The 20863-nt window shown below is 72.6% G+C and carries 21 protein-coding genes and 1 other RNA gene; 5 read left to right on the forward strand and 17 right to left on the reverse strand.

All coding sequences use genetic code 11. The features are described 5' to 3' along the window. Position 1 precedes the first annotated feature (1 nt). A complete protein-coding gene (gene glnA / locus EDF63_RS09525; RefSeq protein ID WP_123312786.1) occupies positions 2–1339 on the reverse strand; it encodes a type I glutamate--ammonia ligase in 1338 nt (445 codons plus the stop codon). 108 nt (positions 1340–1447) lie between these two features. After that, positions 1448–1627 (reverse strand): SPOR domain-containing protein, encoded by a 180-nt coding sequence (locus tag EDF63_RS09530; protein ID WP_123312787.1) that lies wholly within the window; start codon positions 1625–1627, stop codon positions 1448–1450. A 181-nt stretch (positions 1628–1808) separates the two neighbouring features. On the opposite strand from EDF63_RS09530, the gene map reads away from it, so the two are divergent. The 3 genes from map to rnpB all read left to right on the forward strand — a co-directional run bounded on the left by map (position 1809) and on the right by rnpB (position 4077). Further along, positions 1809–2672, forward strand: a complete 864-nt coding sequence (map, locus tag EDF63_RS09535; RefSeq protein ID WP_123313131.1) for a type I methionyl aminopeptidase — start codon at positions 1809–1811, stop codon at positions 2670–2672. A 75-nt stretch (positions 2673–2747) separates the two neighbouring features. Further along, on the forward strand, positions 2748–3497 hold the full coding sequence (gene ppgK / locus EDF63_RS09540; RefSeq protein ID WP_123312788.1) for a polyphosphate--glucose phosphotransferase: 750 nt from the start codon (positions 2748–2750) through the stop codon (positions 3495–3497). 219 nt (positions 3498–3716) lie between these two features. Then, an RNA gene (gene rnpB / locus EDF63_RS09545) (RNase P RNA component class A) lies at positions 3717–4077 on the forward strand. Positions 4078–4270: 193 nt separating this feature from the next. On the opposite strand, the gene EDF63_RS09550 is transcribed toward rnpB, so the two are convergent. The 11 genes from EDF63_RS09550 to EDF63_RS09600 form a co-directional block, all read right to left on the reverse strand. Then, positions 4271–5005, reverse strand: a complete 735-nt coding sequence (locus tag EDF63_RS09550) for a zinc ribbon domain-containing protein (protein WP_123312789.1) — start codon at positions 5003–5005, stop codon at positions 4271–4273. Between the two features lie 2 nt (positions 5006–5007). After that, positions 5008–5865 (reverse strand): Nif3-like dinuclear metal center hexameric protein, encoded by an 858-nt coding sequence (locus EDF63_RS09555; RefSeq protein ID WP_123312790.1) that lies wholly within the window; start codon positions 5863–5865, stop codon positions 5008–5010. Between the two features lie 71 nt (positions 5866–5936). Beyond that, complete coding sequence (locus EDF63_RS09560) at positions 5937–6971, reverse strand: hypothetical protein (protein ID WP_123312791.1); 1035 nt, start codon at positions 6969–6971, stop codon at positions 5937–5939. A 118-nt stretch (positions 6972–7089) separates the two neighbouring features. Next, on the reverse strand, positions 7090–7674 hold the full coding sequence (locus tag EDF63_RS09565) for an alpha/beta hydrolase (RefSeq protein WP_123312792.1): 585 nt from the start codon (positions 7672–7674) through the stop codon (positions 7090–7092). Between the two features lie 28 nt (positions 7675–7702). Then, positions 7703–8662, reverse strand: coding sequence for an AraC family transcriptional regulator (locus EDF63_RS09570; RefSeq protein ID WP_123312793.1), 960 nt, complete (start codon positions 8660–8662; stop codon positions 7703–7705). A 107-nt stretch (positions 8663–8769) separates the two neighbouring features. Beyond that, positions 8770–9183: an ATP-binding protein gene (locus EDF63_RS09575; RefSeq protein WP_123312794.1), complete on the reverse strand. Its 414-nt coding sequence runs from the start codon at positions 9181–9183 to the stop codon at positions 8770–8772. Next, a complete protein-coding gene (locus EDF63_RS09580) occupies positions 9183–9518 on the reverse strand; it encodes an STAS domain-containing protein (protein WP_123312795.1) in 336 nt (111 codons plus the stop codon). The genes EDF63_RS09575 and EDF63_RS09580 overlap by 1 nt, the downstream gene beginning before the upstream one ends. Before the next feature lie 60 nt (positions 9519–9578). Then, positions 9579–10787 carry a multidrug effflux MFS transporter gene (locus EDF63_RS09585; protein WP_260233041.1) on the reverse strand — a complete coding sequence of 403 codons (1209 nt, stop codon included), beginning with the start codon at positions 10785–10787 and terminating at the stop codon, positions 9579–9581. 54 nt (positions 10788–10841) lie between these two features. Continuing rightward, positions 10842–13499 carry a phosphoenolpyruvate carboxylase gene (locus EDF63_RS09590; protein ID WP_123312797.1) on the reverse strand — a complete coding sequence of 886 codons (2658 nt, stop codon included), beginning with the start codon at positions 13497–13499 and terminating at the stop codon, positions 10842–10844. Between the two features lie 230 nt (positions 13500–13729). Then, a complete protein-coding gene (locus tag EDF63_RS09595; protein WP_221180544.1) occupies positions 13730–14023 on the reverse strand; it encodes a DUF2470 domain-containing protein in 294 nt (97 codons plus the stop codon). Next, entirely contained in the window at positions 14020–14703 is a 684-nt protein-coding gene (locus EDF63_RS09600; RefSeq protein WP_123312798.1) for a heme oxygenase (biliverdin-producing), read from the reverse strand. Before EDF63_RS09600 ends, EDF63_RS09595 begins: the two co-directional genes overlap by 4 nt. 58 nt (positions 14704–14761) lie before the next feature. On the opposite strand from EDF63_RS09600, the gene EDF63_RS09605 reads away from it, so the two are divergent. Together EDF63_RS09605 and EDF63_RS09610 are read left to right on the forward strand one after the other, a co-directional pair. Then, on the forward strand, positions 14762–15607 hold the full coding sequence (locus EDF63_RS09605) for a siderophore-interacting protein (RefSeq protein ID WP_123312799.1): 846 nt from the start codon (positions 14762–14764) through the stop codon (positions 15605–15607). A gap of 294 nt (positions 15608–15901) precedes the next feature. Next, the gene (locus tag EDF63_RS09610) at positions 15902–16468 is read left to right on the forward strand and encodes a GIY-YIG nuclease family protein (protein ID WP_123312800.1); all 567 of its coding nucleotides are present in this window, start codon (positions 15902–15904) and stop codon (positions 16466–16468) included. Between the two features lie 69 nt (positions 16469–16537). On the opposite strand, the gene EDF63_RS09615 is transcribed toward EDF63_RS09610, so the two are convergent. From EDF63_RS09615 to EDF63_RS09630, 4 genes are all read right to left on the reverse strand, one after another. After that, a complete protein-coding gene (locus EDF63_RS09615) occupies positions 16538–18088 on the reverse strand; it encodes a GMC family oxidoreductase (RefSeq protein ID WP_123312801.1) in 1551 nt (516 codons plus the stop codon). Then, a complete protein-coding gene (locus EDF63_RS09620) occupies positions 18085–19467 on the reverse strand; it encodes an alpha/beta fold hydrolase (RefSeq protein ID WP_123312802.1) in 1383 nt (460 codons plus the stop codon). The genes EDF63_RS09615 and EDF63_RS09620 overlap by 4 nt, the downstream gene beginning before the upstream one ends. Before the next feature lie 76 nt (positions 19468–19543). Further along, positions 19544–20512 carry a hypothetical protein gene (locus EDF63_RS09625; protein WP_123313133.1) on the reverse strand — a complete coding sequence of 323 codons (969 nt, stop codon included), beginning with the start codon at positions 20510–20512 and terminating at the stop codon, positions 19544–19546. A gap of 61 nt (positions 20513–20573) precedes the next feature. Next, on the reverse strand, positions 20574–20825 hold the full coding sequence (locus EDF63_RS09630) for a DUF4287 domain-containing protein (protein ID WP_123312803.1): 252 nt from the start codon (positions 20823–20825) through the stop codon (positions 20574–20576). Between the last annotated feature and the right edge of the window lie 38 nt (positions 20826–20863).

Genomic DNA, 20863 nt, shown 5'->3' on the forward strand with positions numbered 1-20863 from the left:
CTCAGAGGGCGCCGAGGTTGGTGTCGAGCTCGAACGGCGTGACCTGGTCGCGGTACCGCTTCCACTCCTGCCGCTTGTTGAGGAGCACGAAGTTGAACACGTGCTCGCCGAGCGTCTCCGCGACCAGCTCGGAGTCCTCCATCAGGCTGAGGGCGTGGTCGAGGCTCGACGGCAGCTGGCTGTACCCGAGGGCACGGCGCTCGGCGTCCGTCAGGCTCCAGACGTCGTGCTCGGCCTCGGCCGGCAGTTCGTACTCTTCCTCGATGCCCTTGAGGCCGGCCGCGAGCAGCAGCGAGTACGCCAGGTACGGGTTCGCCGCCGAGTCGATGCCGCGGTACTCGATGCGCGAGGACTGGCCCTTGTTCGGCTTGTACAGCGGCACGCGCACGAGCGCGGAACGGTTGTTGTGCCCCCAGGTCACGAAGGACGGGGCCTCGTCACCACCCCAGAGGCGCTTGTACGAGTTGACGAACTGGTTCGTGACCGCGGTGATCTCCGGTGCGTGCTTGAGCACACCGGCGATGAAGTGCTTGGCGGTCCGGGACAGCTGGTACTCGCCGCCGGCCTCGTAGAACGCGTTCTGATCGCCCTCGAACAGCGATACGTGCGTGTGCATGCCCGAACCCGGCTGACCGGAGATCGGCTTCGGCATGAACGTCGCGTAGACGCCCTGCTCGATGGCGACCTCCTTCACCACCGTGCGGAAGGTCATGATGTTGTCCGCCATCGTCAGCGCGTCGGCGTACCGGAGGTCGATCTCGTTCTGACCCGGACCGGCCTCGTGGTGGCTGAACTCCACCGAGATGCCGAGGTCCTCGAGCATCCGGACGGAGCGGCGCCGGAAGTCGTGCGCGCTGCCGCCGGGGACGTTGTCGAAGTAGCCGGCCTGGTCGACGGGCTGCGGGCCGCCGTCCTTCCACTCGCGGCTCTTGAGCAGGTAGAACTCGATCTCGGGGTGCGTGTAGAACGTGAAGCCGCGCTCGCTCGCCCGGGCCAGCGTGCGCTTCAGCACGTTGCGCGGGTCGGCGACGGCGGGCTGCCCGTCCGGCGTCGTGATGTCGCAGAACATCCGCGCGGTCGGGTCGATCTCACCGCGCCACGGCAGGATCTGGAACGTCGAGGGGTCCGGGTGCGCGAGCACGTCGGCCTCGTACGAACGGGACAGGCCCTCGATCGCGGAGCCGTCGAACCCGATGCCCTCGGCGAACGCGCCCTCGACCTCGGCCGGGGCGATCGCCACCGACTTGAGGGTCCCGATGACGTCCGTGAACCAGAGTCGGATGAACTTGATGCCGCGCTCCTCGATGGTGCGGAGCACGAAGTCCGTCTGCTTGTCCATGCACGACCTTTCCGTGTATCGGGTGGCCGCGGGCGGGCCTCGTCCCAGGCTAGTGGTCCGGCGGTGTGCGCGGGGCCGTGCGACGCGCCGCCGCCGCACGTGAACGGCTCACTGGTCCTCGGCGTCCCACTTCTCGTTGTTCGCGGCGATCCGGTCGAGGGCGTGCTGTGCTTCCTCACGCGTGTCGAACGGGCCGATGCGGTCGCGCTGCGGGGACTGCGGCCCCTGCTCGACCTGACCGGTCTTGTCGTTGAACCACCACTGGGACTCGATGCGCTCGTCGCTCATGTCGCCCACCGTACCCAGGTGACGGCCTGGAGGCCCGGTGCTGGTCCGCCGGACCGGCACCGGGCCTCCAGGCAGTCACGCCCACCCGGTCGGGCCGCACCGTGGGGCGGTGCCCACCCCGTCGGGCCGCACCGTGGCGCGGTTGCGCTCGGCGCGTCGCGCCGCGGCTAGAGTGGTCGGCATGCCCCGGGACGAACACGGACACCTGACCGCTGGCCGCATCTCCCCGCACCGGGCAGTCCCGAAGGACATCGAGCGTCCGGAGTACGTCGGCAAGGTCGAACCGCACGAGCACGGCCTGGGCGACACGTACTCGCCGGACGAGGTCGAGCGCATCCGCACCGCCGGCCGCATCGCCTCGCAGGCCATCGACGCCGTCGGCGCCGCGATCCGTCCGGGCGTGACCACGGACGAACTCGACCGCATCGGCCACGAGTTCGTCGTGGCGCACGGCGCCTACCCCTCGACGCTCGGGTACCGCGGGTACCCGAAGTCGCTGTGCTCGAGCCTCAACGAGGTCATCTGCCACGGCATCCCGGACGACACCGTCCTGCAGGAGGGCGACCTCGTCAACATCGACATCACCGCCTACAAGGACGGGATGCACGGGGACACGAACCGCACCTTCGTCGTCGGGCAGGCGTCGCAGGAGGTCGAGGACCTCGTGACCCGCACGCGACTCGCCCTCGAGCGCGGCATCAAGGCCGTCGCCCCCGGCCGGCAGGTGAACGTCATCGGCCGCGCCATCGAGGCCTACGCGAAGCGCTTCGGCTACGGCGTCGTCCGGGACTACACCGGCCACGGCGTCGGTCGGGCCTTCCACTCCGGGCTGATCATCCCGCACTACGACGCGCCGCAGTACGACACGGTGATCGAACCGGGCATGGTGTTCACCATCGAGCCCATGCTCACGCTCGGCGGGATCGAGGCCGACATCTGGTCCGATGACTGGACGGTCTCGACGCGCGACAAGTCGTGGACCGCGCAGTTCGAGCACACCCTCGTCGTCACCGAACGCGGCGCGGAGCTGCTCACCGTCTCCTGACCGGATCCGTCACCCTGACGGGACCCTCTTCCTGACCGGGCACTCCGGCAGGCAACCGAAAGGCACGACAACCTCATGACCTCCCTCGCAGTCGGCGTCGACATCGGTGGTACGGGCATCAAGGGCGCGATCGTCGACGTCGCGTCCGGTGAACTCACCACGGACCGCATCAAGAAGGCCACCCCCGAAGGCGGGAAGCCCCACGACATCACCGCCGTCGTCGCCTCGATCCTCGAGGAGCTCGCCCCCGCGGCCGACGTCCCCGTGGGCGTGTGCTTCCCCGCGATCGTGCGGGACGGCAAGACCATGTCCGCCGCGAACGTCTCGAAGAAGTGGATCGGCTTCGAGGCCGAGGCGCTGTTCGAGAAGGAGCTCGGCCGCGCCATCCACTTCGTGAACGACGCCGACGCCGCCGGGTTCGCCGAGCAGCAGTTCGGTGCGGCGAAGGGCAAGGACGGCCTGGTCATCGTGACCACCCTCGGCACCGGGATCGGCAGCGCGCTCATCAACGACGGCGTGCTCATCGTCAACTCGGAGCTCGGGCACCTGGAGATCGACGGGCACGACGCCGAGTCGCGGGCCTCGTTCGCCGCCAAGGAGCGCGACGACCTGTCGTGGAAGCACTGGGCGAAGCGCCTGCAGACGTACTACTCGACGCTCGAGGCGCTGCTCTCCCCCGAGCTGTTCGTCGTCGGCGGCGGCGTGTCGAAGCAGTACGAGGAGTTCCTGCCGCTGCTCGACCTGCAGGCGGAGATCATCCCCGCGACCCTGCGCAACAACGCCGGCATCATCGGCGCTGCGACCCTGGCCGCGCGCAGCGCCTGACCCGGCGATCCGCCCAGACCGCACACCGGCCCGCACCGTGCGGTGTGGGAGTTGTTCGGCGCGGTTCGACGCGCCCGGCTGGTCGCACCGAGGTTCCACGACTCGCCGTCTGCGGTGCGCCGAGGTTCCACGGAGGCCCCTCGTGCGCGCCGACATGCCGAGATTACGGAACCTCGGGGCCGGGGCTCGGGCGCGGGGCCGGTAGACTCGGACTGCGAATGGGTCGGTGAGACGGTCGCGTCACTCCCCCGGGAGTGCCGAGGAACGTCCGGGCTCCACAGAGCAGGGCGGTGGGTAACACCCACCCGGAGCAATCCGCGAGACAGTGCCACAGAAAGCAGACCGCCGGCGGCAACGTCGGTAAGGGTGAAACGGTGGTGTAAGAGACCACCAGGGGTCCGGGTGACCGGATCCGCTCGGTAAACCTCGCCCGGAGCAAGGTCAGACAGAGGACGCTGAGGCTGCTCGCCGAGTCCTCGGGTAGACCGCTGGAGGCCGACGGCAACGTCGGTCCGAGAGAGATGGCCGTCACCGCCGTGCAAGCGGCGGGACAGAACCCGGCGTACGGCCGGCCCATTCGCCCCACTGCTCGTCGTCCGCTCCCTCGCACCGTGCGAGGAGCGGACGATTCCGTGCGGGGTTCCGTACTCCGTGCGGCGCCGGGCGCCTCTCACCGAGTACGGAACCTCGCACCACACGCCAGACCCCGCACCACAGACGGGAGGCGCGGTGCCAGCCCGGCACCGCGCCTCCCGTCGACAGTGTGCGAGCGCCTACAGCCCCGACTCGGCCGTGCGCACCAGGATCGCGTCACTGTCCGGGCAGAGCACCACGTCGTCCGGAGCGGCCCGACGGATGTCCTGCAGGTCCGAGTTGTTCAGCGCGACGCCCGACGCCGTCGACACCCCGCCCTGCAGCAACGACGCACCGAATCCGTAGCGGGCGCGCTGCCGGTCGTAGAGCGCGAGCAGCTCGGCCGGCACCTTCGCGGCGACGTCGGCGCGGGCCTGCTCGGCGGATGCGCGGTCGGAGGACAGCCGTGCGATCTCGGCATCGCGCTCGGCAACCAGGCCGGAGCGCGCTGCCTCGACGTCGGCGAGCTGGGCCTCGACGTCGCCGACCCGGGCGCGGAGCCCGTCGAGGTTCTCCATGACCTCGAGCTCGGCGGTCTCGAGGCCACCGATGCGGCGCTGGAGCGACTCGAGCTCGTTCTGGAGCCCGGCCGCGTCCTTCGAGCTCGACACGTTCTGCAGCATCGTGGTGTCGCGTTCGACGCGGGCCTGCGCGGTGGCGGTGTCGGACTCGAGACGGGCGAGTTCGCGTTCGGCGTCCTCGACCAGGCCGGTCGCGGCGACGAGTTCGCTGCGCAGCCCGGCCGCCTTGGTGCCGAGTTCGGTGAGCTGGTCGCCCTTCTGCAGCGACGTGATCCGGTGCGCGATGCGGGTGACGTCGTTGTCGAGTCGTTGGACGTCGAGGAGGATGACCTGGTCCTCGGGTGCTGCCTTCATGGTCAGACTCCTTCAGTGGGGGTGGTGGGTTCGGCCGCCGGCAGGACCGCGAAGTCCCACGGGTCGGTGCGGAGGTCGCTCACGGTGACCCGGACGCCGGCGGCGTCGCGCAGTTGCGCGGCCGCGACGTCGAGCCAGAGCCACTCGGTGGCCCAGTGCGAGGTGTCGATGAGGGCGGGGCCGCCGCCGAGCAGGGCCTGTTCGCGGAACTCGGACGCCGGGTGGTGGCGGAGGTCGCTCGTGATGTACACGTCGGCCGCGAGGACGGCGGGGTGCCCGAGCAGCGAGTCCCCCGCGCCGGCGCAGAGCGCCACGCTGCGCACGGGCTGGTCGAAGTCGCCGGAGACCCGCACGCCGGTCGCGGTGGGCGGCAGCAGGTCGACGAGCTTCCGCGCCAGGGCGCCGAGCGTGGTGCCCTCGGCGAGGACGCCCACACGGCCGATGCCCGTCGCGGGGTCGGAGCCGGGGCCGGACCCGGGGTCGAGGGGGCGCTGGTCGGTCAGCCCGATGCGGTCGGCGAGCACCGCCGAGGTGCCGGTGGTGACGACGTCCGCGTTGGTGTGGGCGGCGACCAGGGCGCTGCCACCGCGCATGAGGGTCGCGAGGACGCTGCCCTTGTACGTCGACTCGGCGATCGTCGTGACGCCGCGCAGCAGCAGCGGGTGGTGCGTGAGGAGGAGTCCGGCGCCGAGCTCGACCGTTTCGCGTGCGGTGGCGGGGACGGCGTCGACGGCCAGGTGCACGTGCTCGACGGTGGCGTCAGGGTCTCCGGCGACCAGTCCGACGGCGTCCCACGACTCGGCTCCTGCGGCGGGCCACAGGTCTTCGATCACGGCCTGGAGTTCGCGGAGCGTCGGCATCCGGTCAGTCTACCGAGGCGACCGCGTCGGAACCGGCAGCCGGTCCGCGCGGGGTGATCCGGGCCTCCCGGTCAGCGGCGACCGAGCGCACGCAGCAGGCCGGCGACGAGCCGCGACCACCAGCCGGGCCGGGCCGGCTCGTCGGTGTCGGTGTCGACGTGCGTGGGAGCCGCCGTCTCGACGGGCACGGCGACCGCGTCCGGCAGGACGACGGGCGTGCTCGCGGTCGTCCCCTGGTGGGCGGTGAGGGCCGCCGCGAACGCGGCACGGTCGATGACCGTGGGTCCGGTGGCGGGCTGGACGAGCGGGGTCGGTCGAGTGTTCGCGGACACCGGCGACACGGCCGGGAGGCCCAGCACCGGTCGCACGGGCGCGTCGCGTTCCGGGGTGACCAGCGCCACGGCCGGGGTCGCCGTGACGACGTCGGCTGCGGGCGCGGCGACTGCCGCAGGTGCGGGGCGGACGACCGCCGCCGGAGCGGGGGCGGGCCCGGTCACGACGGCGACCGGGGCGGTCGCGGCACGGCGGGCGGCCGCGCGGTCCTGACGGTCCGACTCGGCGGCGGCGTCCTCGAGGAGGTCGGCGAAGACCGTCCGGGCGAAGGCGCGAGCGGCGGTGAGCTCCGGGTCGTCGGCGTCGGAGACCGTGGCCTCCCAGGCGGCGAGGCGCGCGAGGTCCTCGTCACGACGCCGGACCTCGGTCTCGAGCAGGACGATGCGCTCGATGGTGCTGCGGCCGGTGGACGAGGAGACCTCGATCGCGAGGTCCTCGATGCGCAGGGCCAGGCGCTCCGGGGGTTCGGGGAACGACGGTGCGCAGACGGCGGCGTGCCGAGCGCGGTCGCGGCGGAACGCGGGGGCTGCCGGCGACTGGTCGACGACGGGCGTCGCGGTGCCGGGTGCGGCCGTCTCGCTGCCGGCTTCCGGCAGCTCGACGGCGGTGGCCTCGCCCGCGACGCCGGGGCGCTGCACGGGGCCGGTGACGGGCGGGACCACGAGGTCCGCCACGTACGGCGTGCGCGTCGCCGGGGCGTCACGGAGCCACTCCTCGACCTCGCGACCGAACGGGTCGACGAGGGGGGTGCGTGCACCGGACTGGGTTTCCATGTCCGAAGGATAAATATCGCGTGCGTCGGAACTGCGGACATCCGCGGTGTGTCGCAGCAATCCCTGCCATATCGCCCGGAACGTGAACGGCGTGTCGTCCGTCACGCCGGGGCGCGCGTCAGAGGGTCTGCTCGAAGGCGCGGAGGAGCTCCCGACCAGCGGGCCACCCGCCGACGCCGCTGGCGACGTTGACGTGGCCGAGGGTGCCGACACGGAGGACCGCGGCGCCCATCGTGTCCGCGAAGGCGACCGCACGGTCGACGGTGCAGTACGGGTCGTCGTCGCTCACGACCATGCGGATCGGAACGCGGCCCGCCGCGGTGCCGAGCGGGACGGGGCGGGGCGCCGTGAACCCGGAGGCATCCGCAGGGAAGCCCGGTGCCGAGGGGTCCGGTGGTGCCACGAGGAAGGCACCGGCGACGGCGGTCTCGCCCGGGCCAGCGCGGTCCGCTCGGTCGGCGGCGAGCCAGTCGGCGACCGCGAGCACGCCCAGACTGTGCGCCACGAGCACCGGCGGCTCCGCGCACGACGCGACGGCGCGGGAGATCGCGTCCCGCCAGTCCCCCGGGTCCGGCTCCCCCCAGGACGCCGGCGCGATGCGGACCGCGTCGTCGCCGCGCTCGCGTTGCCAGACGGACTGCCAGTGCTCCGCGTCGGAGTTCCAGATCCCGGGGACGATCACCCACGGTCGAGGTCTGCTCACCCGGGAAGCGTAGCGAACCCGGCCGGCGCTAGCGCTGCAGTGTGTCGCGCGGGTACTCGGAGAACCGCGCTGCGTACGCCGCCGAGAACCGGCCGAGGTGCGCGAAGCCCCACCGCATGGCCACGCTGGCCACGGTGAGGTCGCCCACCGACGCGCGGCGGAGTTCTTCGCGCACGCGGTCGAGGCGGATCCCGCGCAGCATCGCGTTCGGAGCGGTACCGACCTGGCGTTGGAACGCCTGCTGCAGACCGCGGACGCTCAACCCCACGTGCTCGGCGACGTCGGTGGTCGAGATCGGCGTGTGCGCGAAGGCGTGCATGTACTCGACCGCCTCGCGCACCCGGCCCGTGGCACCCTGCGGCAGGGGCACGTCAGGAGCCAACAGCTTGTGCGGGAACGTGCGGAGCAGTGACCGGGCGGTGTCCTGGGCGACCTCGGCCAGGGCGAGCGGACTGACCGACGCCCGACCGAGCACGATCGCCGCGGCACGCTGGACCTGCGCGTTCCAGCCCCGCAGTTCCGCCGTCCGGGGTGCCGCCGTGTGGTCGAAGACGAGCGGGCCCGGCTGGGCACCGTGGACCTCGGCGGCGACGCGCTCCAGAGCGGTCCGGTCGAACTGCACCAGGCTCTGCCGGACGTCCTGCAGGTCGAAGGCGAACGGCCGCCCGGTCGGGAACATCATCGGGGTGGCGGGCGTGAACGCGACCTCCTGCCGGCCGACGTCGACGCGTCCGCCCCCGTCGGTGGTCCACATGACCACGTACTCGTCGCGGACGTCCAGCTCGCCCTGCATCCGGGCGTCGAACCGGGTCGAGCGGAAGGACATCACGTCGTCACCCACGACGCGGAAACGGTACGCGAACGGCCGCTCCGTGCGGGTCGCGGTGAAGCCCACACTGGCGTAGGCGTCCTCGTACATGTGCACGGCAGCGTCGAGATCGACCCCCGACGTCTCGAAGCTGATCCTGGGATCCGGTTCGGCTGTCATCGCGCGAATCGTGACACGGCGGCCAGGTCGCCCGGGAATCCGCCGGGACACCTTGCGGATTGTGGCCCGTGGAGTGCGCGAGACGGACGAACGGCGGTGGGGCGGGGTCAGTGCCGGGAGCGCAGGACGGTCCAGCGGTTCTCGTCGGCGATCCGCTCGTACCGCAGGTCGTCGACGACCATCCGGACCAGGGCGAGTCCGCGGCCGCTCTCGGCGAGTCCGTCCGGCAGCTGGGCCGCCTCGGTGTCCACGGTCGCGGCGACGCCGTCGTCGGACAGCAGTGCGGAGAACCGGTCCGCTCCGATCTCCAGGCGCAGGCGGCAGGTCACGCCGTCCGGGCGCGTCCCGTGCTCGATCACGTTCGACGTCAGTTCGACGATCGCGAGTTCGAGGGCCATCCGGTCCTCGACGGACACCGACGGCTCGTCCTGCCACACACCGGCCAGGAACTCGTGCACGGCGGACACGTCGTCCGGCGGGCAGGACAGGGCGAGCGTGTGCTCGGCGGCGGAGGCGGTCATCACCAGTCGGTGACCGCAGCGTCCCCGTCGGGGTACGTGCGGAGGATCTTGTCGATGTTGGAGAGCTGCAGGACCATCTGCACCTGCTCGGACGGCGCGGCGATGCGGAGGTCGCCACCCGCCTGCCGCGCGGTCTTCAGGCTGCCGACCAGTGCGCCGAGTCCGGACGAGTCCATGAACTCGACACCCGAGAGCTCGACCACGACGCGGGCACGTCCGTTGCCGACGACCTGCGCGACCGTCTCGCGGAACGCCGGGGCGGACACCATGTTGAGGCGTCCACTGCACTCCAGTACCGCGGTGTCGGGCTGCGCTTCGTGTACGACGATGTCCATGCCGGGTGGCCTCCTCAGGTCGGTGCGCCTTGCAACCAGCAACCTACCGGCTCCGTCGTGTCAGGTCCCGGTGCGGTCCCGCCGCGTCGCGGTGATCTGCACCACGACGGCCGCCGCCATGAGCGCCGCCATGACGCCGCCCATCGCCAGCGCGGTCCCGCCGAGGGCGCCGGCGAGCGGTGTGCCGAGGCCGCCGATCCCGAAGGTGAGACCACCCTGCAGGGCCGCTGCGGTGCCCGGGTGCGCCGCGCCGACGTGCTGCGTGCGGGTCATCGCCGCGGGCAGCACGAAGCCCCACGCGCCCGTGACGACCGCGAGCGCGCACCAGACCGGCACCGGGCCGAGGTCGAGCAGCGCGGCGACGAGGACGGCGGCCGCGCCCGTGGTGCCGACGAGCAGTCCGGCGGTGAGCAGGGAGTCCTCGGAGAACCGCCCGACGACGCGACCGAACACCAGCGTCGTGACGATCATCATCGAGGCGTTCGTGGCGAAGACCAGCGTGTACATGCCCTCGGAGAACCCGAACTGGGTCTGGAACACGAACGAGCTCGTCGCGATGTAGGCGAAGAAGCCCACCGTCGAGAGCACCCCGCTCAGCACGTAGGCGCGGAACCGCGGGATGGCGAGCAGTTCGCGGATGCGTCGCCCGTTCGCCGCGAAGCCCACACCGCCGCGTCGCTCGGGTGGCAGGGTCTCGCGGAACCAGAGCAGCACCATCGCGAAGAACAGCGCGCCGAGCACCGCGAGCACGACGAACATGACCCGCCACGTGCCGACCGTCAGCACGGCTCCCCCGGCGAGCGGTGCCACGACGGGGCCGATCGCGTTGATCGCCGCGAGCGTGCCGAAGACCTTCGCCATCCGGGTCCCGCTCGCCACGTCCGACACCATCGCCCGGCCGGCGACCGCACCGGCGGCGCCGCCGAGCCCCTGCGCGATGCGGGCGACGACGAGCGTGCCGACGTCCGGCGCGAGGGCGCACCCCACCGAGGCGAGCGCGAACACCGCCGTGCCGACGACGAGCATCGGCCGCCGGCCGACCCCGTCGCTGACCGGCCCGACGAGCAGCTGCCCGACGGCGAAGGCGACCAGGAACGCCGTGAGCGACAGCTGGACGACACCGGGTGTCGTCCCGAGGTCGCGCGCGATCTGCGGCAACGCCGGGATGTACATGTCCGTGGCGAACGGTGACACCCCGACGATCAGGGCCAGTGGCACGACCGGCGGCAGGGTGGTCGTCGTCGGCTTCCGCATGCGCTCCGTCGTCACGGTCGACACGCTACGCGCAGCCGAATCGATTCGACGCACCCCGCCGGCCGCGGATCAGCCGGTGTTCTGCAGGCCGGCGGCGATCCCGTTCACGGTGAGCAGCAGCAGGCGGTGGTCGGCGTCGGTCGGGTCGGTGCTGCCCGTCGTCCGGATGGACCGGAGCGCGCGGAGCTGCAGGTGCGACAGGGCGTCGACGTACGGGCTGCGCAGGCGGACGGCCCGGGCGAGGACCGGACGGTCCTCGAGCACGTCGCTGCCACCCGAGATCCGGAGCACCCAGTCGCGGGTGCGTGCCATCTCGTCGAGCACCTTCGCGGCGAGGTCGTCGCGGTCGGCGAGCTCGAGGTACCGACGGGCGATGTGCTCGTCGGTCTTGGCGAGCGACATCTCGACGTTCTTGATCATCGCGCCGAACAGCGGCCACTCGGCGGACGCGGCGCGCAGGACGTCGACGTCACCGACGGCCTCGAGCGCGGAGCCGAGCCCGTACCAGCCGGCCAGGTTGATCCGCGCCTGGGTCCAGGAGAACACCCACGGGATCGCGCGGAGGTCCTCGAGCGACTCGACCGACAGCCCGCGGCGGGCCGGGCGAGAGCCGAGCGGGAGCAGACCGATCTCCTCCATCGGGGTGACCCGCGCGAACCACGGGGCGAAGCCGTCCGCCTTGACCAGCTCGTAGAACGCCGCGCGGGACACGTCGTCCAGCTGCTGCGCGAGGTCGGCGAACCGGGTCGCCGCCGTGGCCGTGCGTGCCTCGTTCGACGGCGACGACGCGAACAGGGTGGCCGAGGCCATCTGCTCGAGGTGGCGGGCCGCGATGTCCTGGTCCCCGTACTGGGCGAAGATGACCTCGCCCTGTTCGGTGAGCTTCAGGCGACCGTCGATCGATCCCGGCGGCTGCGCGAGGACGGCTTCGTTGGCCGGTCCGCCGCCGCGGCCGAGCGAACCACCGCGGCCGTGGAACAGGGTCAGCTCGACCTCGTTGTCCCGCGCCCAGTCGGCGATGCGGGCCTGGGCGTCGTAGAGCGCCAGGTTCGCGGAGACGGGGCCGACGTCCTTCGACGAGTCCGAGTAGCCGAGCATGACCTCGAGTCGACGGCCGGTCGCAGCCAGGCGACGCTGGAACGTCTCGGTGCGGACGGCCTCGTCGAGGATGTCGACGCTGGCGTGCAGGTCGGCGAAGGTCTCGAACAGCGGGATCACGTCGAGCACCGGCGCGGCCTCGGGCGACCCGAGTGCGGCGACGGCGAGCTCGTGCACGTTGGCGAGGTCCGCCGCCGACTGGGTGAAGGACACGATGTACCGGCTGGCGGCACGGACGCCGTACCGCTCCTGCAGGTCGGCGATGGTCCGGAAGACGGCGAGGACCTCTTCGGTGGTCTCGCTCAGGGCGCCGCCGGCACGGATCTCGGCGAGGGCCGTGCGGTGCACCTGGGAGTGCTGGCGGACCTCGAGCTCCGCCAGGTGGAACCCGAAGGTCTCGACCTGCCAGATGAGGTTCTGCAGCTCGCCGTTCGCCGGTCGGATCGCGCCGGCGGCGACGAGCGACGCCTGGATCGTCCGGAGGTCGGTGAGCAGCTCGTCGGGCCCGCTGTACCCGAGCGGCGTGGCGCCCTGGCGGGTGGCGTCGATGCGCGCCGCGACGAACAGCAGGGCACGACGGTGGGTCTCGTTCGGGGCACGGACGCCGATGCGCTCCGCGATGGTCGGGTCGAGGGACTCCTGCGCCGCGACGAGCGCGGTGAGCCCGGCGTCGGCCGGGGTGTCGCTCGCGTCGAGCGTCAGGGCGCTGCCGATGCGGGTCGTGGCACGGGTGAGGCCGATCAGGATGTGCTCGGCCGCGATCTCGGCGGCCTGGCGCGTGATATCGGCGGTCACGTGCGGGTTGCCGTCGCGGTCGCCGCCGATCCAGGTGCCGAACCGCACGAACGCGGGGGCGGTCACCGGTGCGCGACCGGCGTCGTCGCCCTGCAGCCGGTCGTCGAGCAGGCGGTAGACCTGCGGGACGATCTCGAACAGGGTCTGGTCGAACACGCTCATCGCGGTTCGGACCTCGTCGAGCGGGGTCGGGCGGGTGGTGCGGAGCGGCGAGGTGCGGAGGAGGGTCGTGATCTCCTCGAGCAGCCGTCGCTCGTTCTCGGCACGTGCCGTGGCGTTCTTCGCGCGGTCGCGCTCGTCGATGAGGTCCGTGATGCGCCGCACGCCCGTGGTGACCGCACGACGGCGGGCCTCGGTCGGGTGCGCGGTCAGCACCGGGTGGAACCGCAGCGTCCGGAGTCGCTCGGCCGCCTCGGCCTCGCCGACCTCGGCCACGAGTTCCGCGTAGGTCGCCGGGAACGAGTCGCCGGCCAGCCCGCCGTCGTCACCGCGCTGTCGGAGCACCCGCACGCGGTGGTGCTCCTCCGCCAGGTTCGTGAGGTGGAAATACGTCGTGAAGGCCTGTGCGACCGCTTCGGCGCGCTCGGCCGACATCGCGGACACGAGGGTCTGCGCGCGGGCGGCGCCCTCGGCGTGGTCGCCCTCGTAGGCGTCGATCACGGCTGCGCGCAGCGACTCCACGTCACGCAGCAGCTCGTCGCCGCCGTTCTCGCGCAGCACCCGGCCGAGCAGGTTGCCGAGGTAGCGCACGTCGGCGCGCAGGTCACTGTCGACCGCGCCGCTGACGTCGTCCCGAGCGCGCTCATGGCGCGCCGATCCGTCGATCGCCGTCATGGGGTCCTTTCGGGGTCGTCCGGGAACACCGTCCCGGCTCCGAGCAGCGTATCGGCCAACGGCCGCCCGTGACGTCGACCGTCCGGACGGACCAGCCGGCCGTTCGTGCCGCGCGCGGGCACGCACGGAGGACGCCGGGATCGCGACGCGAGGCGGGAGCACCCCTGCAGTTGCGACGCGGTCCGCGATCCCGGCGGGTCTGTGGTCGGCGCGGCTCGGCTCGGCTCGGCTCAGCTCGGTTCGGCGAGCTGGGCCTGCGCGGCAGAGTGGACCTCGACGATCTGCACCCGAGCCGAACGGCGGTCGGTCAGCGGCGACGTCCACGGCACGATGACCTGTTCCTCGCCGCCGTCGTCGAGGCGGGCGAGCCAGACCCCGGCGACGGCGTCGATCTCGGTCATCGTCGCCGCCACGGCGGTCGCGGCACCGTTCGCGCGGACGATCGCCAGGTTGTCGCCGGCGTGGTCGGCGTTCATGTGTCGGAGGATCGCGCGGCGCGCCTCGTCGTCGAACGGCTCGGTCACGCGGTCACCGCCGCGTCGCCGGCACCGTCCGTCACCGGCCGCCGACGGGCGTCGAGGCCCTCGAGCAGACCGCTGTTGAGCGAGTACGCCAGTTCGACCTCGGCGATGACCCGTTCCTGCTCGTCCGCCGACCACGGTGCCGCGTCGAGCTGCGCACGGTAGGTGTCCTTGAACGCACTGGGGTCCGCGACCTGGTCGAAGATGTAGAACAGGACCCCGTTCGTGTCGAAGCCGAACTGGTCGGACAGCATCCGCCCGATCATCTGCCCACCGGACAGGTCACCGAGGTAGCGCGTGTAGTGGTGGGCGACGAAGCCGCCGGGCCATTCCGCCGCGACCTCGTTGAGCCGCCGCACGTACGCCGTCGTGGCGGGGAGCGGGCACACCAGCTCGGACCAGTCCGGTCCGATCAGGTACTCGAGGTCGGCGCGGATCGCCGGCATCCGCGTGAGCTGCGAGGTGACGAACGGCGCCGCCACGGGGTGGTCCGCCATCCGGTCGGCGGCACGCTCGAGGGCGTCGTAGACGAACGAGTACTGTCCGAGCAACGCCGCGTAGTCGGCGACGTCGCACCTCCCGCCGAGCAGGTCGTGCATGAAGCCGTTCCCGGCCGAGGATCCGTGCGAGCGCCGGGTGCGCTTGCGCAGCAGCTCGGAGAACGGGATGACGGTCGTGTCCATGAGGTAAGGCTAACCTTAGTTCGACAAACGTCAAGCAGGAGAGAGGACGCTCGTACCGATGAGCTCCAAGCCCAAACGCCCCCAGCACGTCTTCGTGGTCGACCGCACCGAGCGGCTGACGCCGCACATGGTGCGCGTCCACCTCGGCGGACCGGCCTTCGACGACTTCGTGGGCACGGCCGATCCGGACAAGCTGGCCGCCACCGACAAGTACGTCAAGCTCCTGCTCGCCAAGCCGTCGCTCGGCCTCGAGCCGCCGTACGACCTCGAGGCGCTCCGCGACACCCTGCCGAAGCAGGACCGGCCGGCCCGCCGTACCTACACGGTGCGGGCCGTCGACCACACCGCGAGGACGATCGCGGTCGACTTCGTCGTGCACGGCGACGAAGGACTCGCCGGGCCCTGGGCCGCAGCGGCGCAGCCCGGCGACAAGCTCGCCCTGTCCGGTCCCGGCGGTGGCTACGCGCCCGTGGACGACCCGGACGTGACGCACGTCCTGCTCGGCGACGACAGCGCCCTTCCGGCCGTCGGCGCCGCGCTGGAGTCCATGGCCGACACGGCCACGGGCGTCGCCCTGGTCGAGGTCGCCGGCCCGGCCGACGAGCAGCAGATCGCGCACCCGGCCGGGGTCGACCTGCGGTGGCTGCACCGCGACGCCACCGGCGCCCAGCCGGGCACGCTCCTGCTGGACGCGGCCCGGGCGCTGCCCCGCGCCTCCCGGCCGGTCCAGGTCTTCGCGCACGGCGAGCGGACCGCGATGAAGGCGATCCGTCGGCTGCTGCAGGACGACTGGGGGCTCGAGAAGCGCGAGATGTCGCTGTCCGCATACTGGGCGCTCGGGCGCGGCGAGGACCAGTTCCAGGAGGAGAAGCGCGAGCCGGTCGGCGTGATCTTCACCGACTGACGGCCAGGCGCGTGCGCGCGGTCTTTCCCAGAGCGGATGCGATGGGAAGCGGAAACGGGCGTACCTGGTCGTTCCAACCGACCAGGTACGCCCGTTTCCGGCAGGTACGCACCGGTTCCCGCAGGTACGCCTGGTTTCGGCAGGTACGCCTGGTTCTTCCCAGAGCGGATGCGATGGGAAGCGGAAACGGGCGTACCTGGTCGTTCCAACGGACCAGGTACGCCCGGTTCCGGCAGGTACGCACGGTTCCGGGAGGCGCGGGGGACGTCGGTGGGTCCGGCTAGCGTTCCGGACATGGTCACCTCGTCGTGCTGCGTGCCGGGTTGCGCAGGCACCGCTGCGGACGCGCTCGCGGGCGTGCCCCTGTGCGCCACGCACGTCACGCTGGTGACCGAGTTCGCGGCCGAGCACGTCGGCGTCGAGGACGCGCTCCCGGGGCCCTGCGCGGTCTGCGGGTCGCGCATCGGCGTGCGGTTCCCGTCCGGCTTCGTCTGCACGCGGTGCGAGTGGCGGTGGGGCGACGTGCCCGACGGCGACCTCGCTCCCCCGCGGGTCGACGTCGTGTACTACCTGCGGATGCGCGACGACTTCGGCGACCGGGTGAAGATCGGCACGACGACGAACCCGCGCCAGCGGCTGGCAGCGATCCCGCACCAGGACCTGCTGGCGTTCGAGCGGGGCGACCGGTCGCTCGAACGCCGCCGGCACACGCAGTTCGCCGCCACGCGGTACCCCGGCACCGAGTGGTTCCGGGCGACACCGGAGCTGCTCGCGCACGTCGATGCCGTCGCCGCCGGCGTGGAGGACCCGTGGGACCTGCACGCCCGGTGGACGAGCGAGGCACTCGCGCTGCGCGGCTGACCGGAGCGGGCCGTGGCACGATCGCGCCGTCGGCCCGCTCGCGCAGGTCAGGCGGCCCGCTCGCGCAGGTCAGGCGGCCCGGAGCATCCGGTCGGCGGTGCGGAGCGACAGCGCCATGATCGTCAGCGCCGGGTTCGCGATGACGGCGCTCGGGAACACCGAGTTGTCCGCGATCCACAGGTTCGGGACGTCCCACGAGCGGCCGTCGGGGTCGACGACCGAGGTCTCGCGGTCCGCGCCCATGCGGGCCGTGCCGATGGTGTGCGCGGTGCGCTCGAGGACCCGGACGTCCTTGCCGCCGGCGGCCTCGACGATGGTGGTCATGGTGCGGACGGCGTGACGGCGGATCGCGTCCTCGTTGGACCCGGGCGTGAACGACACCCGTGCGCGCGGGACACCGTGCTCGTCGACCTCGTCCGCGAGCACCAGGCGATTGTCGTCGTACGGCAGGCACTCGGCGTTGATGCCGACGCCCGCCGAGTACGGGTAGTCCTGCAGCGCGCGCACCAGTTCGGCGCCGCGCAGGCCGCCGCCCCGGACGAGCGTGTTGGCGAAGGTCTGCGGCTGCACCCCGAGGCTCTGGATCAGGTACCCGCCGGCGAAGTCCGCGTCGGCGGGCCGGACGAAGTCCTCGGTGATGATCGACGAGGGGTAGCCGCGGTAGGAGCGCATCGACTGGTCGAAGCGGGCCCAGACCTGGGTGGCGCCGTGCGCGGTGAAGTTCCGGCCGACCTGGTCGCTGCCGTTCGCGATCCCGGTGTGGAGCAGCAGGCGCGGGGTCTCGACGCCGCCGGCGGCGAGCACGAGCGACCGGCAGCGCTGCCGGTGCTCGCGGCCGTCGTGGGTGTACAGCACGGCGCTGACCTCGCCCGCGGCGTCGAGCTCGATGCCGTGCACGAACGAGTCCGGCCGGATCTCGGCGCCGAAGGCCACGGCGGCTGGCAGGTACGTCGTGTCCATCGAGACCTTGGCGCCGTTGCGGCAGCCCTGGTGGCACGAGCCGCAGGACACGCAGGCGTGGCGCAGACCGTGGTGCTCCTGGTGGCGGTCCTCGGTGGTCAGGCCGACGGGGGCGTCGGTCGCGGTGATGCCGGCGGCCGCTGCCCCGCGCATCATCATGTCCGACGAGGCGTTGCGCGCCGGCGGACGCATCCGGTAGCGACGCGACGGGTCCCACGGGTAGTGCTCGGGACCGGCCACCCCGACGTCGTGCTCGACCTGCTCGATCCAGCCGGTGAGCTCGGCGTGGCTGATCGGCCAGTCCTGGCCCTGGCCGCTCTCGGAGCGCAGGCGCAGGTCGTGCTCGCTCGGGCGCGGTGTGAACGCACCCCAGTGCAGCGTCGAGCCGCCCACGCCGGTCCCGCTGTTGTTCGGGCCGAAGGCGGTCGGTGCTCCGCCGCCGCTCAGCCGCTCGTCCATCCAGTTGATGTCGCCGGGTGCGGCGACCTCGTCGGGCACGTGGTCGCCCGGCTCGGTGTTGCGACCGGCCTCGAGGGCGACGACCCGCAGGCCGCGACGGGCCAGGGAGGCCAGCAGGGGGGCTCCGCCGGCGCCGGTCCCGACGACCACCACGTCGACGACGTCATCCGTGCCGTAGGTGCGCTGTCCGTCGAGTCTCATCGTGCTGCTTCCGTCGTCGTGGTGTCGTCGTGGGTGTCGTCGCGGCGGTGGGGTGCCGGTGGCTCCCAGGCCTCGCGCTGGTCGGCGGCGAGCAGCTGGAACCCCTGCTTGCGCACGCCGTCGCCGCCGTTCGCGAAGCCGTCGAAGTCGATCGCCGCCATCGTCGCGGGGTGGGCCAGCCAGTGCTTCACGAGGTCGACGCTGGCGTCCTCGAACCAGGCGCGCAGCTGCTCGGCGTCGAGCACGCCGTCGGCACGGTACCGACCGGCGGAGACGTCCTGCAGCGTGCGGTCGAGCACGCCGTCCTGCGCGGGCCCGGCGAGCACGTCGAGCGCCGCCCGGTACGCCTCGACGTCGGCCGGCATGCCGTCGACGCGCCACCCGTCACCGAGCCCCGCGGCGAGCTGGTCGTCGACGCGCAGGGCGAGGTCGACCTGACCGTCGCCGGGCTGTGGGACGACGATCCGGGCGATGGCGCGGAGGGTCTGCAGCTGGAGCGCCGTGAGCGCGCGCGGCGCGGCGGTCGGGTCGTCGGGCAGCGCGCGTGCCGCCAACAGGGAGCGCATGCGGGCGCTGACCCGCGGCGAGGCGATGACCCGTGCCTGCTCGACGGGCACGACGGGAGCCCCGGTGAAGCGGCGGGTCCAGAAGTCGCGGATGCGGTCGGCCACGGCCTCGGGCTGTTCCCACGGCAGCAGGTGTGCAGCGCCCTCGACGACGTGGAGCTCCGAGTCCGGCCAGTGCGGGAGCGTGAGGCGACGCTGCGCCTCGGCGTCGAGGTCGCCGTCCTCGGCACCGGCGAGCACGAGCGCCGGCACGGGGTTCGGCGCCGCGTCCGACCAGTCCTCGCGGCTGCCGCGCGTGAGCCACGCCGTCCACGCGCCGGGATCGGTGCGCTGGACGTCCTGCACGGCGGTCGTGTGCCGCTCGGGCGCCAGGGTGGACGCGGTGTTCGCGTCGACGAACTCGGCGGCGTGGGTCGCGCCGATCGGGCCGTCGGCCGCCCAGGACAGCATCGCGGCGCGGCGCTCGTCGTCCATCGGTTCCGGCGCCAGCGGGGAGGCCGCCAGCAGCACGACGGCGCGCAGGCCGAACAGGCCGTTCGCGCCCGACATGGTGCGGTCGGCGACGACCGTGGCCACCTTGCCGCCCATGGAGTGCCCGATGAGCACCCACTCGCTCGCGCCGCTCGCACCGATCGCGCGCTCCACGAGCACGGCCATCTCCTCGACGGTGGTGCCGGACGACGCAGGGCTGCGGCCGAAGCCGGGCAGGTCGATGCCGATGAGTTCGAGGTCGTCACGGATCAGGGCGCGGCGGAGCAGGGCGAACTCCTCGGAGCTCGCCCCCAACGCGTGGAGGCAGAACGCAGGGGTCACCCCTCTTGCCTACCGGTCGCTCCGCGGCGGACCCAGGCGGCGTGTACCCCGTCGGCCGATCCTGTCCCCCGATCGGTCATCGTGAATACGCGTCGACGAAGAGGTCGCCACGGATCTGCCGCAGGGTGTCGGCGAGCCGATCGACCGTCCGGCCGGAGATGCCGGACACCTGCAGGTCGTACGGGCCGAGCGCGGGCAGTCGCCCGGTGCGGATGCGCACGACCTCCCAGCCCACGGCGCGGACCGCGCGGTCCTTCTTGCGGTCGGTCTCCTGTCGCGGCCCGACGTGTTCGAGGCCGTGCCGACCGGTCGAGTCGTACTCGATCGCCACGCGGAGCTCCGGCAGGATGATGTCCGGCCAGACCTCGACGTGGTCGAAGAACGGCCGGTCGAGGCGGATCGCCGAGTGGTCGTAGGTGAACGCGAACCGGTCGGACAGCGCGGCACGCAGCTCGGCTTCGACCGCGGACGCCGTCGCCGGTGCGCAGACGCTCGCGAACGACTCACCCGACGGCAGCCGCGGGGTCTTCGGGCAGATCGTGCGGGGCACCGGCTGGTTCGCGCGTCGCGGTACCCCCGGCACCGGTCGACGCGCACGGGTGCGGCTCGAGGCCACGGCGCCCGCCGGGGTGCCGCGGGAGGGCGCCGCCGGCAGGGTCTGGCGTCCGGTGGCACGGACCACCCGCTGCGGGACCGGCACCTGCGACGGCCAGTCGGACGGCAGGACCGGCCAGCGCTGCGGCTGCGCCTGCACCGCGCACTCCGGGCACCACACCGAGCGCCGGCGTTCACGACCGGGTCGGGACCGCTGCTCGGCGGGGGTGGCGACGAAGACGTGGCCGACGTCGCACTCCCAGGTCAGCAGGACCTCGGCCGCCGGCGGGACCTGGGTCAGGACGACACCGTGGTTCCAGTCGGGGTGGTACTGGCGGATGAGCACCGGGTACGGCGCCCAGTCGGCGCGGAACTGCCCGACGGCGTACGGCACCGCCTCGCCGCGCGACCACTGTCGGCGGCGCCACCACGCGTCGACGGGTTCGGCCACGTCCACACGCTAGGCACCGCCACCGACACTGCCGTCGACACCGCGGGACGGCGACGGGTGCTCAGCGTACGAGGGCCTGCTTCGCGTACGCCACGAGCGCGTTCGCGTGGCCGTGCCCGAGCCCGTGCTCGGTCTTCAGCCAGGTGACGACCTGCATGTGCGGGTGGTCGTCGAGCTGCTCGGCGACCAGGTCGAGCCACTCCTGGACGGGGCGGCCGTACGTCGTCTCGATGCTCGGGAAGTACGACGCCGGGCCCTTCGGCTTGCTGCCGTCCGCCGGGGGCACGGGAGCGGTCACGCGGTGCGCTGTCATGGCAGAACCGTACTGCGCACACGGCGTCACGGAACGTC

This window comes from Curtobacterium sp. JUb34 (assembly GCF_003755065.1).
Taxonomy (GTDB): domain Bacteria; phylum Actinomycetota; class Actinomycetes; order Actinomycetales; family Microbacteriaceae; genus Curtobacterium.

Excerpts from the sequence above, each read along its gene's own strand:
- glnA (WP_123312786.1), bottom strand. The coding sequence starts at position 1,339 with ATGGACAAGCAGACGGACTTCGTGCTCCGCACCATCGAGGAGCGCGGC.
- EDF63_RS09530 (WP_123312787.1), bottom strand. The coding sequence starts at position 1,627 with ATGAGCGACGAGCGCATCGAGTCCCAGTGGTGGTTCAACGACAAGACC.
- map (WP_123313131.1), top strand. The coding sequence starts at position 1,809 with ATGCCCCGGGACGAACACGGACACCTGACCGCTGGCCGCATCTCCCCG.
- ppgK (WP_123312788.1), top strand. The coding sequence starts at position 2,748 with ATGACCTCCCTCGCAGTCGGCGTCGACATCGGTGGTACGGGCATCAAG.
- EDF63_RS09550 (WP_123312789.1), bottom strand. The coding sequence starts at position 5,005 with ATGAAGGCAGCACCCGAGGACCAGGTCATCCTCCTCGACGTCCAACGA.
- EDF63_RS09555 (WP_123312790.1), bottom strand. The coding sequence starts at position 5,865 with ATGCCGACGCTCCGCGAACTCCAGGCCGTGATCGAAGACCTGTGGCCC.
- EDF63_RS09560 (WP_123312791.1), bottom strand. The coding sequence starts at position 6,971 with ATGGAAACCCAGTCCGGTGCACGCACCCCCCTCGTCGACCCGTTCGGT.
- EDF63_RS09570 (WP_123312793.1), bottom strand. The coding sequence starts at position 8,662 with ATGACAGCCGAACCGGATCCCAGGATCAGCTTCGAGACGTCGGGGGTC.
- EDF63_RS09575 (WP_123312794.1), bottom strand. The coding sequence starts at position 9,183 with ATGACCGCCTCCGCCGCCGAGCACACGCTCGCCCTGTCCTGCCCGCCG.
- EDF63_RS09580 (WP_123312795.1), bottom strand. The coding sequence starts at position 9,518 with ATGGACATCGTCGTACACGAAGCGCAGCCCGACACCGCGGTACTGGAG.
- EDF63_RS09590 (WP_123312797.1), bottom strand. The coding sequence starts at position 13,499 with ATGACGGCGATCGACGGATCGGCGCGCCATGAGCGCGCTCGGGACGAC.
- EDF63_RS09600 (WP_123312798.1), bottom strand. The coding sequence starts at position 14,703 with ATGGACACGACCGTCATCCCGTTCTCCGAGCTGCTGCGCAAGCGCACC.
- EDF63_RS09605 (WP_123312799.1), top strand. The coding sequence starts at position 14,762 with ATGAGCTCCAAGCCCAAACGCCCCCAGCACGTCTTCGTGGTCGACCGC.
- EDF63_RS09610 (WP_123312800.1), top strand. The coding sequence starts at position 15,902 with ATGGTCACCTCGTCGTGCTGCGTGCCGGGTTGCGCAGGCACCGCTGCG.
- EDF63_RS09615 (WP_123312801.1), bottom strand. The coding sequence starts at position 18,088 with ATGAGACTCGACGGACAGCGCACCTACGGCACGGATGACGTCGTCGAC.
- EDF63_RS09630 (WP_123312803.1), bottom strand. The coding sequence starts at position 20,825 with ATGACAGCGCACCGCGTGACCGCTCCCGTGCCCCCGGCGGACGGCAGC.